Annotated in this window: 12 protein-coding genes; 6 read left to right on the forward strand and 6 right to left on the reverse strand. The window is 73.6% G+C overall.

Annotated features, from left to right (window positions below; translation table 11 throughout):
• Positions 1-110: 110 nt before the first annotated feature.
• Both SJY14_RS07270 and SJY14_RS07275 read left to right on the forward strand, forming a co-directional pair.
• Positions 111-350 carry a hypothetical protein gene (locus SJY14_RS07270; protein WP_055973623.1) on the forward strand — a complete coding sequence of 80 codons (240 nt, stop codon included), beginning with the start codon at positions 111-113 and terminating at the stop codon, positions 348-350.
• Positions 347-895, forward strand: coding sequence for a MarR family winged helix-turn-helix transcriptional regulator (locus tag SJY14_RS07275; protein ID WP_396600170.1), 549 nt, complete (start codon positions 347-349; stop codon positions 893-895). Before SJY14_RS07270 ends, SJY14_RS07275 begins: the two co-directional genes overlap by 4 nt.
• Positions 896-917: 22 nt before the next feature.
• On the opposite strand, the gene SJY14_RS07280 is transcribed toward SJY14_RS07275, so the two are convergent.
• Positions 918-1,229: a hypothetical protein gene (locus SJY14_RS07280; protein ID WP_043596011.1), complete on the reverse strand. Its 312-nt coding sequence runs from the start codon at positions 1,227-1,229 to the stop codon at positions 918-920.
• 345 nt (positions 1,230-1,574) lie between these two features.
• The gene (locus tag SJY14_RS07285) at positions 1,575-2,309 is read right to left on the reverse strand and encodes a FadR/GntR family transcriptional regulator (protein ID WP_071256608.1); all 735 of its coding nucleotides are present in this window, start codon (positions 2,307-2,309) and stop codon (positions 1,575-1,577) included.
• 214 nt (positions 2,310-2,523) lie between these two features.
• Between SJY14_RS07285 and SJY14_RS07290 the strand changes: the two genes are divergently transcribed.
• The 3 genes from SJY14_RS07290 (at position 2,524) to SJY14_RS07300 (ending at position 5,947) form a co-directional block, all read left to right on the forward strand.
• Positions 2,524-3,915, forward strand: a complete 1,392-nt coding sequence (locus SJY14_RS07290) for a GntP family permease (RefSeq protein WP_071256607.1) — start codon at positions 2,524-2,526, stop codon at positions 3,913-3,915.
• A 107-nt stretch (positions 3,916-4,022) separates the two neighbouring features.
• Positions 4,023-4,508, forward strand: a complete 486-nt coding sequence (locus tag SJY14_RS07295) for a gluconokinase (protein WP_231567136.1) — start codon at positions 4,023-4,025, stop codon at positions 4,506-4,508.
• A 224-nt stretch (positions 4,509-4,732) separates the two neighbouring features.
• Positions 4,733-5,947 carry a zinc-binding dehydrogenase gene (locus SJY14_RS07300; RefSeq protein ID WP_071256606.1) on the forward strand — a complete coding sequence of 405 codons (1,215 nt, stop codon included), beginning with the start codon at positions 4,733-4,735 and terminating at the stop codon, positions 5,945-5,947.
• Positions 5,948-6,014: 67 nt separating this feature from the next.
• On the opposite strand, the gene SJY14_RS07305 is transcribed toward SJY14_RS07300, so the two are convergent.
• From SJY14_RS07305 to SJY14_RS07315, 3 genes are all read right to left on the reverse strand, one after another.
• Positions 6,015-6,554, reverse strand: a complete 540-nt coding sequence (locus SJY14_RS07305; RefSeq protein WP_071256605.1) for a GNAT family N-acetyltransferase — start codon at positions 6,552-6,554, stop codon at positions 6,015-6,017.
• A gap of 143 nt (positions 6,555-6,697) precedes the next feature.
• Positions 6,698-11,782: a glycoside hydrolase family 3 N-terminal domain-containing protein gene (locus tag SJY14_RS07310; protein WP_396600171.1), complete on the reverse strand. Its 5,085-nt coding sequence runs from the start codon at positions 11,780-11,782 to the stop codon at positions 6,698-6,700.
• A gap of 276 nt (positions 11,783-12,058) precedes the next feature.
• Positions 12,059-12,556, reverse strand: a complete 498-nt coding sequence (locus SJY14_RS07315) for a DUF4188 domain-containing protein (protein ID WP_396600172.1) — start codon at positions 12,554-12,556, stop codon at positions 12,059-12,061.
• 73 nt (positions 12,557-12,629) lie between these two features.
• Here SJY14_RS07315 and SJY14_RS07320 point away from each other — a divergent pair, with 73 nt between their 5' ends.
• Positions 12,630-13,238 (forward strand): MerR family transcriptional regulator, encoded by a 609-nt coding sequence (locus tag SJY14_RS07320; protein ID WP_071256602.1) that lies wholly within the window; start codon positions 12,630-12,632, stop codon positions 13,236-13,238.
• 37 nt (positions 13,239-13,275) lie between these two features.
• On the opposite strand, the gene SJY14_RS07325 is transcribed toward SJY14_RS07320, so the two are convergent.
• Complete coding sequence (locus SJY14_RS07325; RefSeq protein WP_396600173.1) at positions 13,276-14,715, reverse strand: MFS transporter; 1,440 nt, start codon at positions 14,713-14,715, stop codon at positions 13,276-13,278.
• Positions 14,716-14,852 lie beyond the last annotated feature (137 nt).

Genomic DNA, 14,852 nt, shown 5'->3' on the forward strand with positions numbered 1-14,852 from the left:
TCCTCGGTTCCGCCCGTCCGCGCCCGCCCCGTTCGTCGGGGCGGGCGCGGTCGTGTGTCTCGGACCGCCGCCCTGTCGTTGGGGCACCAATCGTTGGTAGACTAACGACCATGACGAGACCCGAGCGGCACCACGACCACGGCAGCAGGTTCGGCGACCTGGTCGAGCGCATGAACGCCCGGCTGCGGCCCTACATCGGCGGCGCTCAGCTGGGGTTGAAGAACGAGGCTCCGGCGGTCGCGCCTCAGCACGGTGGCGTCTGCCCGCTCTGCGGTGCGCCGATGGACGAGCACGTCGTCGATCGGACGGGCGTCCGCACCATGGTGCACTGCCCGGTGCCCCGGGCATGAGCGCCGCCGGTGCCGCGGGCATGAGCGCCGCCGGTGCCACGGGCGCGAGTGTCGCGGGTACTGCGGGCAGGGATGCGGTCGGCGACGCGGGTTCCGGCGCAGCCGGGGGCGCGGACCCGCTCGAGCTCGAGAGTCAGATCTGCTTCGCGCTCTCCGTCGCGTCGCGGGGGGTCGTGGCGGCCTACCGTCCGGTGCTCGAGCCTCTCGGGCTGACGCACCCGCAGTACCTCGTCATGCTGGCCCTGTGGCAGCACGCACCGCTCTCGGGTCGTGAGCTCAGCCGTCTGCTGCGGCTCGATCCGGGCACGCTCAGTCCGCTGCTGAAGCGGCTCGAGGCCCAGGGGCTGCTGACCCGCGGGCGACGGGCCGACGACGAGCGGGCGTTGTCGATCGAGTTGACCCCGGCGGGTGCCGAGTTGAGGCGCGAGGCCGAGAGCATCCCCGGCCGCATGATGGCGCGGCTCGGGGTGACGCACGACGAGCTCGTCGTGCTGCACCGCACGATGACGAAGTTGATCGTCGCCGCCGACGCCGAGGGCGACTGACCTCGTCGGTCTCCGTCGCGCCTCAGCGCAGCGGTGCGGGCACGGTCGCCGACCGCGACCACACGACGTCGACGGTGCGCCCGAGGACGCGGGTCGCGATCTCGCCGGCCAGCGCCTCGCGGAAGTGCGTCGCGGCCCGCTCGTCCGAGACGACGACGTCGACCCGGAGGCCCGCGAGCTCGTCGGTCACGAGAGCCGGGCCGTCGGCGAAGCGGACCAGGTACTGGTGGTCCTTCACGGGCACGTTCTCGTAGTGGTCGCGGAGGCTCTTCTCGAGCAGGCGGACCGAGTGGATTCCGTCCTTGGGCTTCACGAGGGCGCTGAGCGAGATCATGCGTCGATGCTGCACCCCGGGGGCGACCGGGGCGTGAACGGGACGTGACGGGCGCCTGGGCGTTCGCCGCGCCTCCTCGGTGTGTCGGCCGTGCGCGGCGTGCGGGTACGAGCGGCGCCCGGAACCGCCGGGCGGTCGAGGCGTGCCGAACCCGACCGGCCGCAGGGCGCGAGGCGTGCCGAACCCGACAGGGACCGAGCGACGCGCCGCCTGAGAGGGGCGTCGGGCGGCGTGTCGCAGTCGAGTGGTCGCGAATTACACAGCGGGAGGCAATTGCCGGCCTGCATTCGGCGGGAAGACAGGAGGCGCGGGGCAGGCGGGGATGGGAAGTGCCGGAGGCGCGGGTCAGGTCGCGGGGGAGCCGCCGGACTCGGCGACGAACTCGTCGACGGTCGTGTCGATCAGCTGCCACGAGCGGGAGAAGGCGGCGTCCGCGTCGCCGGCCCGGATCGCGAGGGCCAGGTCGAGGTGCAGCTCGGCCGCCGCGGGCGTGTACTCGGTGATGGTGAACCGGCGTTCTTCGGTGCGGGTGCGCAGCAGCGCCTCGACGGTCGAGGCGAAGTGCCCGATGACGTCGTTGCCCGAGCCGCGCAGCACGGCCGTGTGGAAGGCGACGTCGGCCTCGAGGTAGGCGCGGCCGTCCCCGGACTCGGCGGCCGCCACCATGGTGCGCGCCGCGTCCTCGACGGCCGAGGCCTGGTCGGGCGTGAAGGCCAGGGCGCTCAAGCGGGCCGCGACCGGCTCGAGGCCGAGTCGCAGCTCGAGCAGCTCGCGCATCTGGACGAAGTACTCGGGGCTGCGGCCGCGCCAGAGGATGATCTGCGGGTTCATGAGGTCCCATGAGGTGCGGGGGAGCACCTGCGTGCCGATGCGCTGGCGCGGTTCGACCATGCCGAGCGACTGCAGCACCCGCAGGGCCTCGCGCAGCACCGACCGCGAGACGGTGAACCGGGCCGCGAGGTCGTCGAGGTTGAGGATGGAGCCCACGGCGAGCCGGCCGTCGACGATCTCGGTGCCGAGGACGTCCACCACGCGGGCGTGCAGGCCGCGTTCTCGTGATGCGGAGAGTCCGGGTGTCATCGTCGACTCCTAGGGGAGAGGGGTGCGGAAAGGAGGGGTGGCGCGGTCGTGGTGACTGTGGCACACTTCATAAGTCTGATTATTCACACTAATCAGACTCGTCCGCGAGACAAGACTGCCAGACATCCGTCGGGCGCAGCCGGACGACAACCCCACGGGCTCCGGCCCACGACGAAGAGGTCGCAGTGAAGCGTCCTCGGAAGGACGCGACGGAATGCACCTCCTCGCTGCGGCGACCGCCGCCCCCACGCCCTCGGGCACCGACGCGCAGTTGATCATCGCGGCCCTCGTGGGCATCGTCGTGATCGTCGGCCTCATCACCTGGCTGAAGGTCCACCCCTTCCTCGCGCTGCTGCTCGGCGCCGTCGGGGTCGGCATCGGCGCGGGCCTCGCCCCGGGCGACGCCGTCACGAGCTTCGGCACCGGCTTCGGCTCGACCATGACGAGCGTCGGCATCCTCATCGGACTCGGTGCGATGTTCGGCAAGCTGCTCAGCGACTCGGGCGGAGCCGACCGCATCGTCGACACCCTGATCTCGCGCTCGTCCCAGAAGGCACTGCCCTGGGTGATGGCCCTGATCGGCGCGCTGATCGGCCTGCCGATGTTCTTCGAGGTCGGCCTCGTGCTGCTGATCCCGGTGATCGTGCTCGTCGCCCGCCGCTCGGGCCTGCCGCTCATGCGCATCGCGATCCCGGCGCTCGCCGGCCTCTCGGCGATGCACGCCCTCGTGCCCCCGCACCCCGGTCCGCTGCTCGCCGTGTCGACCGTCGGCGCCGACCTCGGTCTCACCCTCGGACTCGGCGTGCTCGTGGCCATCCCCACCGTGATCGTGGCCGGGCCGCTGTTCTCGAAGCTCGCCGCGAAGTGGGCTCCCGTTCCGGTGCCCGACCTCTTCGTCTCGAAAGAGGAGGACGGCGGCGAGGGCTCGGCCCGCAAGCGCCCCAGCTTCGCGAACGCCCTGGTCGGCATCCTGCTGCCCGTCGTGCTGATGCTCGCCCGATCGATCCGCGAGGCGGCACTGCCGACGGCCACGGGCACCTGGGTCGACCTGCTCGAGTTCCTCGGGACGCCCATGGTCGCGCTGACCGTCGCCGTGCTCTACGCGATGGTCTTCTACGCCCGCGCCGGGGGCATGGACAAGGCCGCCGTCTCGAAGACGCTCGGCTCGTCGTTGCCCGACGTCGCCGGCATCCTGCTGATCGTCGGCGCCGGCGGCGGGTTCAAGCAGGTGTTGATCGACACCGGCATCGGCACCGTCATCGGCGACGCCGTCTCGGAGTCGGGCGTCAGCGTCCTGCTCGTCGCCTGGGTCGTCGCGGCCCTCGTGCGCGTCGCCACCGGGTCCGCCACCGTCGCCACGGTCACGGCCGCCGGCATCATGGCCCCGCTCGCCGCCGACATGTCGACCCCCGAGGCGTCGCTGCTGGTGCTCGCCATCGGCGCGGGCTCGGTCTTCCTGTCGCACGTGAACGACGCCGGCTTCTGGCTCATCAAGGAGTACCTCGGCACCACGGTGGGGCAGAACTTCAAGACCTGGAGCCTCATGGAGTGCGTCCTCAGCCTCACGGCCCTCGCCGGGGTCATGCTCGCGAGCGTGTTCATCTGATGCCCGTCCTCGAGAACGCGGACCGCGCCTCCTCGGGTGCCGCGACGCACGCAGGAGGCGCGGTGCCGGCGGGCGGGCCCTACGCCGCCGATCCCGTGCTCGTCGTCATGGGCGTGTCGGGTTCGGGCAAGTCGACGGTCGCGGCCCTGCTCGCCGAGCGGCTCGGCTGGGACTCGTACGAGGGCGACGACCTGCACCCCGACGAGAACGTCGCGAAGATGGCCGCCGGCACCCCGCTCGACGACGACGACCGGGCTCCCTGGCTCGACACGGTCTCGTCCTGGATCGTCGAACACGCCATGGCGGGCGTGCCGGGCGTGATCACCTGCTCGGCGCTGAAGCGGAAGTACCGCGACGTGCTGCGCGAGCACAACGTCGTCTTCGTCTACCTGCGCGGCAGCCGCGACCTGCTCGGCGACCGCATGGCCGCCCGTGAGGGACACTTCATGCCTACGGCACTGCTCGACTCGCAGGTCGCGACGCTCGAACCGCCCGAGGCCGACGAACGCCACGTCGTGGTCGACGCCGGTCGCTCGCCTGAGGACGAGGCCGACGACGTGATCCGGGCGCTGGGACTGACGCCGGTCGCCTGACCCGACCCGCGCCTCCTGCGCTCCTGCCGGTGTTCGTGACCGGTGTTCGTGACCGGTGCTCGAGTGGGCAGAAGGCGCTGGTCACGAGGTGGGCGACGGCATCTTCCGCCCTCTCGGCGGATCGGCGCGTTCACCCGGTGGACGCCGGGGGTTCGCCGGGCCGCCACCCGCCCTGCCTAGGCTCGTGGCGTGCACCGGCGGCCGGGTGCGAGGGGTGGGGGACGATGTCGAGGGCGACGCAGGCGGGGCGGCTGCGGGTCGACCCGATGCGTCCCGTGCTCGACGGCCACGACGTGTGCCTCGACCCGCCGGCGACGGCACAGGTCTGGCTCGGCACGGGACTCGGCTTCAGCGAGATCGCGGTGCCCGGCGTGCGCCTGGCGCGGGGGGACGCCCTGGTCGCCGTCGAGCTCGCCGCCTTCGGCCCGGACGAGGTGCTCGCCCTCGTCGGCCGTGGTGCGGCGTCCCTGCCCGTGGTGCCGGGCGGCTCGGCGGTCGGGCGGGTCGTCGAGGCCGACGAGCATGCCCGGGCGCACGACGGTCGTCGGCTGCGGTCCGGCATGCGCGTCGTCTGGTCCGGCGCGGTCGCGTGCGGGCGGTGCGTCCCCTGTCATCGGGGTCTGGCCTCGGCGTGCGTCTCGGGCGAGCGGTACGGCGAGGAGCGCACGCGGCGCAGCTGGCAGCTGTCCGGCGCGGTCGCGAGCCACGTGCACCTGCGCCGGGGGACCGCCGTGGTGGTCGTCGCCGACGACGTGCCTGCCGCCGTGCTCGCCCCGATGGCGCGCGTGACCGCGACGGCCGCGGAGGTGCTGCACCGCGCCTCCTCGGTGATCGGGCTCTCGGGGGTGCCGTCGCTCGCGGGGCAGGTCGTCGTCGTGTCCGGCGCAGGCGCCGTCGGACTGGTCGCGACGGCGATGGCCGCCGACGCCGGGGCGCGCGTCGTGGTCGTCGACCCCCAGGAGGCGCGGCGCGAGCGGTCGCGCGCGTTCGGCGCCGTCGCCGTGGCCGACCCCGCGGCGTCGACCGGGTCGCACGCCCTGTCACGGGTGCTCGCGTCGGTCGACCGGTCGGGGCGTCACCGCACGGTCGGACTCTCGTTCGAAGGGGTCGCCGGGGTGTCGGCCCTGGTCGGACAGGTGGCCGTCGGGGGAGTCGTGGTGTCGGCGGGGTCGGCGGCGGCGGCGGGCGGTCGGGAGGTGAGCGTGAGCGGCGCCCGGCTGGTCGAGGGTCTCGTCACGGTCACCGGCGTGCGCGACGCCGAGCCCGAGCGGCTGGATGCGGCCGTGGCGTGGGCGTCCGCAGCGTGGCGGCGGTGGCCGCTCGAGTCGCTCGTCGGCAGGACGATCCCGCTGGCCGAGGTGGGCGAGGCGCTCGTCGCGACGGACGCGGACGACGGGCTGACCGGGGTCGGGGTCGGCGACGGGCCCACCACGCGATGAACCCCGTTCCGTGCGGAGAACCCCGTTCCTTCGTGGTTCATGGCGCGGAACGGGGTTCCCGGCGGGGTCAGGAGGCGCGGCTCAGCCGGTACAGCACGTGCGGTCGCAGCGCGTGGCCGGGCGGCAGCGCGGGGTGCTCGAAGTCGTCGGCGGGGTCGTGCGTCATGCCGAGGCGGCGCATCACGCGGCCGGACGGTTCGTTGACCGCCGCCGTGAAGCTGATCAGGCCGGGCAGGTCGGCACCGGACGGATCGAACGCGAACCGGACCACCTCACGGGCGGCCTCGGTGGCGAAGCCCTGACCCCAGGCCTCGCGGGCGAGGCGCCAGCCGATCTCGACCTGCCCGACGAGCGCCGGATCGAAGGTCGGGCGGGACAGCCCGACGAAGCCGACGAAGGTCGCCGAGTCGCGACGTTCGACGGCCCACAGCCCGAAGCCGTCCGCCTCGATCGCGGCGTCGAGCCGGTCGACCATGGCGTCGCTCTCGGCGCGCGTACGGGTCGCGGGGAAGTACCGCATCACCTCGGGGTCGGCGTTGAGGGCCGCGAACGGCTCGCGGTCGGACTCGCGCCAGCGACGCAGCAGCAGGCGGTCGGTGGTGAGCACCCCGCGACGCTAGCAGCGGGGCCGGACCCGCATCGAGAGCGCCGCCGCGACGAAGAACCCCGTTTCGAACGATGAACCCGGAAGAAACGGGGTGCATCGTTCGAAACGGGGTTCGAGGGGGAGGCGCGGTGCGGCGCGGCGCCTCAGCCGCGGTCGCGCGGGCGACGCAGCCGCAGGGCGACCCCGAGCGCCACGATGAGGAACGCCGCGACGGCGATGCCGATCCACTCGCCCGAGCCGGTCCACGCGAGCCCGGCCGGCGACGCCACGACGGTGCCGCCCGAGCCGGAACCCGAGCCCGAGCCGCTGCCCGGCCCGCCACCACCCGGCGTGCCGGGCGTCCCGCCACCCGGCGTCCCCGGGTCACCCGGCACCGTCGCGGCGAGCACGGTCAGCGTGGCACGGGCGATCTGCCCGGGCCCCTCGAGTTCGACGACGTGCGTCCCGGGCTCGAGGTCGGCCGGCACGACGAACCGCAGCACGCCGACCCCGGCCGCCGTGGCCGTGGTCCCGCCGATCGACTGCGGCTCGGAGAACACGGTGCCCGCGAGGTCCTCGCCGGCGCCGAAGCCGGTCGCCGTGATCGACACCGTGTCGCCCGGGCGGGCGGTGGAGGGGTCGAGCGTGCCGGGCACGACGTCCTTGGTCGGCTCGGCGACGCCCAGGTCGATGCCGAGCGCCGAGGCGAACCGCGCGAGCGCCACGTCGGGCAGCCCGCGCTGCAGCGCGTTCTCGGCGTCGGCCGTCAGGGCCGCCGATCCGTCGGCCGCCGTGCCGTCGACCATCGCCTGCTGGGCGAGGTCGCGGGCGACCGACACGAGGTCGTCCGCCGTGGCCATCGTGCCGAGGTCGGTGCCGGCGAACGGGGTGACCGCGGCGAGCAGGAGGCGCAGCGCGGCGGCAGCGTCCGTCGCCGCACCGTCGCCGTCCCACACGTCGGCGTCGAGCACGGCCTGCACCGCGGTACGGGACGCACCCTCGGGCAGGGAGGCGACCAGCGCCTCCAGCCGCTCGCGGGCACCGTCGGTGCGCAGACCCCAGCCGTACGGGTAGAGCGGCTCGTAGTCGGCGTCGCCGACGTTGATCGGCACCTGGTCGGCGCGGGCCGCCCAGGTCACGGGCAGCCGCCCGGTGAAGGGCCGGTCGCCGAACAGCACGTCGGCGACGCCGGCGCCCTCGGAGCCGGGCAGCGACGAGGCGACGACCGCGTCGGCCACGCTCACGACGTCGCCGAGCAGCTGCGGGCGGCCCGAGACCACGAGCACCACGCACGACGCGGTGGCGGCGCAGACCTCGTCGACGATCGCCTGGTCGGACGCCGTCAGCGACAGGCTCGAGCCGTTGTTGGGCACGTCGCCCTGGCCCTCGGCGTACGGACGTTCGCCGACCACGACGACACCGGTCTGGCCGGCCCCGATCGGGGCCGAGGCGTCGGGGCTCAGCGTGACCGACGCACCGGGCGCCACCTCGCGGATGCCCTCCGCGATGCTCGTGCCGGTCGTCGTGTCGCCCGATCCGCCCTGCCAGCTGATCGTCCAGCCACCCATCTGGCGGCCGAGGTCGTCCGCGCTCGAGCCGGCGACGTACAGGTCGGCGTCCGCGGCCAACGGCAGCGCGCCTCCGGCGTTCTTCAGCAGCACCTGCGACTCGCCTGCGGCCTGACGGGCCACGGCGCGGTTCTCGGCCGAACCGACGCCGTCGACGTTGGTCCGGTCGGCGAAGGGCTGCTCGAACAGGTTCAGGTCGAACTTCTGCGTGAGGATGCGCCGTACGGCGTCGTCGACCCGCGACTCGGAGACGTCGCCCGAGCGGACGGCGGCCACGATCGCGTCGATGAACGCCCCGTAGTTGTAGGGCGCCATCGCCATGTCGAGACCGGCGTTCACCGAGCGCACGGCCTTGTCGGCGTAGTCGCCGCCGGGCAGCTTGTCGATGCCCTCCCAGTCGCTGATGAGGAAGCCCTGGAAGCCCAGGTCGCCCTTCAGCAGGTCGTTGTTCAGCGCGGCGTTCTCGTGCATGCGCACGGGCCCGTCGCCCAGGTCGACCGCCGAGTACGACGGCATGATCGTGCCCACGCCCGCCTCGAGGGCCGGCAGGTAGGGGTCGACGTGCAGTCGGGTGAAGTCCTCGAGCGAGTCGGCGCTCGTGACGCCCTGGTCGATCGGGTACGCACCCGTGCCTGCCACGGACTCGTCGTAGCTCGTGCCGCCGTCGCCGGCCCAGTGCTTGGCCGTGGCGAGCACCTCGTCGGCGCCGCCGATGTCGGTCGGGTCGTCGCCCTGCAGGCCGATCACCGACGGGGCCGCGAACGTGCGCACCAGGTCGGGGTCCTCGCCGAAGGACTCGTAGCTGCGACCCCATCGCTCGTCGCGCGAGACGCAGAGGCAGGGGGCGAAGGTCCACGGCACACCGGTCGCCCGCACCTCGGTCGCGGTGACCTCGGCGATGCGCTCGACCAGGGCCGGGTCACGGGTCGCGCCGAGGCCCGTGTTGTGCGGGAAGATCGTCGCGCCCACCACGTTGCTGTGGCCGTGCACGGCGTCCACGCCGTAGACCATCGGGATCTGCAACCGCGTCGAGAGTGCCTCGCGCTGGTACGCGTCGACCATGTCGGCCCACGCCACCGCGGTGTTGCCCTCGGGCACCGAGCCGCCACCGCTCAGCAGCGAGCCGAGCGCGCGTCCGCTGACGTCCTGCGGCGACGACAGGCCGAGCCGCTCGGCCTGTGCCATCTGCCCCACCTTCTCGTCGAGCGTCATGCGGCCGAGCAGGTCGGCCACACGGTCGGCCGTCGGTAGCGCCGGGTCGAGGTACGGCAGGTCGTGCGCGCCGATCACGACGCGCGGACCGTCGCCGACCTTCGCCGTGGTCGACGCCAGCGAGACCGCGAACTCCTTCGACTCGGCGGCCCCCGAGGAGGCGCGGGTCGACACGGTCACGGACTGCGCCGTCCCCGAGGCGGTCCCCGCCGCGAAGGTCACCGTGCCGGACGCCGCCTCGTAGTCGGTGCCTTCGACGGCCGTGCCGTCCGCGGTCGACCAGTCGACCGACACGTCCGACGCCAGGGGCTCGTCACCGGCCGTCGTCACCGTCAGCGGGATCTCGACCGAGCCGCCCGCGTCGACCAGGTAGACGTCCTGCGACGGGTCCACCGTGACGGACGCGGCGCTCGCCGGGGTGCCGTAGAGCTGCGTGTCGTCGATCGCGAACCCGACCGGGGCGGGCGTGCCCGGGGTGAAGGTGAACGAGTAGCCGAACGCGCTCGTCAGGTCGAGCGTGCCGTTCGTCGTCGCCGCGTCGCCCGGCTGGTAGCCCGACGGGGTGAACGCCGAGAAGGGCAGTTCGACGAGCTTCCAGCGGCTGGTGCTGCTGCCCCAGTTGTCCTTGAACGTGGTGGCCCAGAGTTCGCTGGTCTCGGCCGTGTCGCCGCCGGCCGGGTCACCGTCCTTGATCTCGACCTTGATGTCGGCCCCCGCCGTCGGCGAGGCCGGGTTGTTCGCCTGCGAGGCGTACCACCAGAAGCGCAGGCCCTGGTAGCTCGACCAGTCCTGGCTGTCGGCCAGGTTGTGGCTGAGCCCGCCGTAGCCGCCCGCGGGGATCGACGAGGTGCCGCTCAGCACGTGGTTGTCGGCGCGGCCGTCGCGCTCCTGCACGGTGACGTCGCGGCTGATCGTGGGCTCGAGCGGGGCAGGGGAGCCCCAGGTGAAGAAACCGACCGGGTCGGCGGTCGTGCCGAGCGGGACGTCGCCCTCGAAGTCCTCGATCATCGTCGCGCGCTCGAACAGGGCGACGTCGTCGAACTGCCAGGTGCCGGCGCCGAGGGGGGTCAGGGTGACGGCGAAGCCGGTCGATGCCGACGGGTCGAAGCGCAGGTCGCTCGACGGCTGGTCCTTCTGCCGCAGGTCGGCGAACAGCACGCTGACCTGCTTCCAGTCGGCGCTGTCGTCGACGACGGTCTGCTCGAAGAGGGCGCCGTCGCCGTTCTTCAGCTCGTAGCGCAGGGACAGGCCCGAGGCGGTGCCCTTGAACCAGAACGAGAAGCCGTCGTGGTCGCTCCAGTCGGTGGCGGGGACGTCGTGTGAGAACCCGAACCAGCTCTCGGCGGTGGTCGGGCCGGCGACGGTGGCACGCAGGGCCCGGACGCCCGTCGCTCCCTCGCGCTGCGCCTCCACGGTGTCGAGCGCCGGGGTGACGGCGGGGCTCTGGCCCCAGCCGAAGTAGCCGGTCGGCACGCCGCCCTCGAAGTCGTCGAGCACGGTCGTCGCGCCGACGTTCGGCAGGGCGCCCGTCGGGGTGAGCGTCACGGTGAGGGTGGCGCGCGTGCCGACGACGGTCGGGTCGCTCGGCTCGGACGCGGTCAGTTCGATGGTCCTGCGCGGGCTGAGGGCGCCCGTCGAGGTCGTGACGAGGGCGACGGAGGCGCTGGTCTCGCCGGGCGCGAAGGTCACGGTCTCGTCGAGGGCCGCGTAGTCGGTGCCCGCCGTGGCCGTGCCGCCGGTCGAGCGCACACGGACGGTGACCGGCTCGTCGCTCGGACCGGTGAGGCTGAGTCCCGCGGTCAGGGTCTGGCCGGCCGCGACGGTCGCGGTCGACCGGTCGAAGGTGACCGAGCGGGTCTGCGCCTCGCCGAAGACCTGCAGGCCGAAGGCCGAGTAGCCGTAGAAGTGGGGGCGGGCCGGGTCCCAGGTCGCCGCCGAGCGCTGCAGCATGCTGACCCGGACGTAGCGGGCGTCGGTCGGGGTCGACAGGGTGACGTCGTCGCGCCCGCCGTCGCTCGTGACGGTCTGCGCGGTGGTCCAGCTCGCGGGCAGGGTCGGGTCGCCCGACGTGACGTCGACCGTGTAGTCGGTCGCGTACGAGGCCTCCCAGTCGAGGCCGATCGCGTCGACGCGCGCGGTGCCGCCGAGGTCGACGATCACCGACGCGGTGAACTCGACGTCCTCGTCGGGGCCGTTGCCGCTGGCCCAGCGGGTCGCCGGGTCGCCGTCGATCAGGGCGTCGGCGGGGAACGTGCCGTCGCCGTCGGCCTGGCTCGCCGAGGCGGTGACCGTGCCGAAACGGGCGAGGTCGACCGGGGCGGCCTGCGCGGCGATCGTGGGCAGGCCGCTGAGCAGCAGGGCCGCGGCGGCGGTGGCGGCGGCGAGCGCGAGGCCGCGGCGCGGACGGCGCGCGGGCCGAACGGGCCGCGATCGGGGCGTCGAGGAAGGGCGGGCAGGGGCAGCGGACACGATTACTCCCTTGTAATCACGGCTGTCTCACGACAGAGCTGGAGCCACCCCCGAACGAGGGCGGCTCACGTCTGGCTCATCGTAGGGTCACAGGCGGCTCAGGGCAATGGGTGCTGTAGGGCCCCGTGCGGCCGACCGATCCACAGCGCACCGCGTTCCGTGCACGGCTCCTCGTCTAGACCGGGTGCGGTGCACGAAACGCGGTGCGGTGACCGGCGCGGCCCGGCCCGGCCCGGGGCGGCCGGGCTGGGCGGGGCGGTGGGGCGGCGCGCGGCGTCAGGCCGACGCGGCGCCGGGGGTCCGGCCGCTCGCGGCCCGGGCCCGTGCGGTGTCGCTCCGCGGACCGACCGGCACCGACCGGGTCGCCTTGGCCAGCCCCGACGGCGCCATGCCCACGTACAGGCTCTCGGCCCGCTCGACCACGAAGGTCTCGTGCCAGATGCCGACGGCTCCCGGGGCCTTGCGCGCCCGGCGGTTGAACGCCGTCCAGGCCGGTCGGTGGGCCTGCTGGGGCGAACTCGCGTACGCGTAGAGCTTCTCGAGCGAGGTCCAGTACTGCACGAGCACGGGGCCGCCGTGGCCGATCGTCAGGCGCGTGTTGGCGAGTCCGCTCTCGGGGTCGCGCATCAGCTCGGTCAACATCGGGGTCATCGCGCCGAACACGGGCAGCCACAGGTCGGGTCGCCACCAGCGGTTGATCGTCATGCCGATCAGGAAGACGACGAGCTCGCCGTCGTGCTCGTGCGTGGTGCGGCCCGGGTTGACTCGCGGCATGATGTCTCCTTAGATGGATAGTGGCGCTCTCCAATATTGGAGAGTCACGCTATCCAATGTCAAGGGGTAATCCGTGCGCATCTCCCAGCTCGCCGAGACGACCGGGGTGCCCGTCGCCACGATCAAGTACTACCTGCGCGAGGGGCTGCTGCCCGAGGGCGAGCGCACCAGCGCGACGCAGGCGCGCTACGGCGACGAGCACGTGCGTCGGCTGCGGCTCGTGCGGGCCCTGCTCGGTGCGGGCGGGCTGAGCGTCGCCGGGGTCCGAGCCGTCCTCGGGCAACTCGACGGTGAGCACGAGAGCGTCGCCGAGGTCCTCGGCGTCGCACAGACCGCGGTCACCGCGACGGCCCCCGAGGGCGTCGACCTCGGGCGTGCCGAGGCGCTCGTGGCCGGCTGGGGGTGGACGATCGACCCGGGGTCGGTCGACGTGCTCGCCGCGCTCGAGGCCGCGGTCGACGGGCTCGACGCCGCGGGGTTCGAGCTGCCCGACGGAGCCCTCGACGGCTACGCGCGGTCGATGGCCGAGGTCGCCGAGGCCGAGATCGCGGGCATCCCGGTCGACTCCGTGGACGCCGCGGTGCAGTACGTCGTGCTCGGCACCGTGCTCGTCGAGCCGCTGCTGCTGGCCCTGCGTCGCCTGGCCCAGCAGGACGCCTCCTGGCGCCGCTTCGGGGGCTGACACCGCGCCTCCTGCCGGTCGCCTGCGCTCGGCGAGCTCAGGAGGCGCGGGTGCGGTCGCGCAGACCGACGAACGACACCAGCGCGCTCACCCCGAGCAGCACGGCGACCACGATGACGACGCGGTGGAACCCGCCCACCGTGAGCGCGCCTCCGGCGATCACGCCCAGGAACGCGACCGCGACGAGCCCGGCCACCCGTGAGATCGCGTTGTTGACCGCGGAGGCGATGCCCGACTGCGCCGCCGGGATCTGCGAGAGCACCGTCGAGGTGAGCGGAGCCACGGTCACCGAGAGGCCGAAGCCGAACAGGACCACTCCGGGCACGACCTGCCACCAGACGTCGATCGGATCGCGCACGAGCAGCATCCAGAGGAACCCGCTCGCGGTGATCAGGGGCCCGACGGTCATGAACAGACGCGGGCCGTGGGTGGCGGCGAGCGTGCCGAACAGGGTCGAGAACAGCAGCGACACGATCGTCGTCGGCAGGGTGACGAGCCCGGCCAGGGTCGCCGTCAGACCCGCCAGCTCTTGCACCACCAGCGGGATGGTCAGGGTGCCGAGGCTGAGGGCCGCGTAGATGCCGACCGTGGCCAGGTTGCCGACCGTGAAGGTGCGGGTGCGGAACAGCGTGAGGGGCATCATCGGGGCGGGCGTGCGGCGCTCCCACCAGACGAAGGCGGCGAGCGCGGCGAGGCCGACCACGAGCGGCAGGACGACGAACCACGCGCCGAACCCGACCCGCTGCCCCTCGATCAGCGCGAAGACCGGCCCGGCGAGGCCGACCGCGGCCAGCACGGCGCCCACGGCGTCGACCCGCGGGGGAGCGCCGTCGCTCCCCCGGTGGGCGTCGCCGGGCAGGCGGGTCATCAACACGAGGGTGAGGACGACCGGCACGACCACGACGGCGAACACCCAGCGCCAGCCGAGCGTGTCGACCAGTGCGCCGCCGGTCAGCGGGCCGATCAGGAACGCGACGCCGGTCCAGGCCGTCCAGCTGCCGATGGCCTTGCCCTGCGCCGGTCCGCTGAAGGTCGAGGTGATCAGGGCGAGGCTGCTCGGCACGAGGAGGGCCGCGGTGACGCCCTGCAGGGCCCGGGCGGCGACCAGCAGGCCCGGGTCGGGCGCGAGGGCGGCGAGCACGCTGGTCACGGCGAACCCGATCAGCCCCGCGCGCAGCACCCGCACGCGGCCGAACGTGTCGCTGAGCGAGCCCGCCACGAGCATGAGCGACCCGAGCGTCAGCAGGTACGCGTCGACCACCCACTGCTGCAGGGCGAGACCGGCACCTCCGTCGCCGGTCGCCGCGGCGTCGCCGGACGTGCCGCCGCCGAGCTCGCGGGCGATCGCGGGCAGGGCCACCGTGACGATCGACCCGTCGAGGAACGCCACGAACGAGGCCAGCACGGCGACGACGAGCACGATCCGCCGCCCGCGCAGGGTCGCGGCATCGCTCGGGGCCGGGGGAGGTGTGCTCATGCTGCACTCAACACCCGACGGGAGCAGACCGATACCCCGCTGTCCCCACGTCCAGCCACGAGATGAACACGCCGCCACGCAATCGGGTGGCGGCGTGTTTACTTCGTGGCGGTGTGGCGGCATGGCGGCAGGAGGCG

Source organism: Frigoribacterium sp. R86507, from assembly GCF_044597695.1.
GTDB lineage: Bacteria > Actinomycetota > Actinomycetes > Actinomycetales > Microbacteriaceae > Frigoribacterium.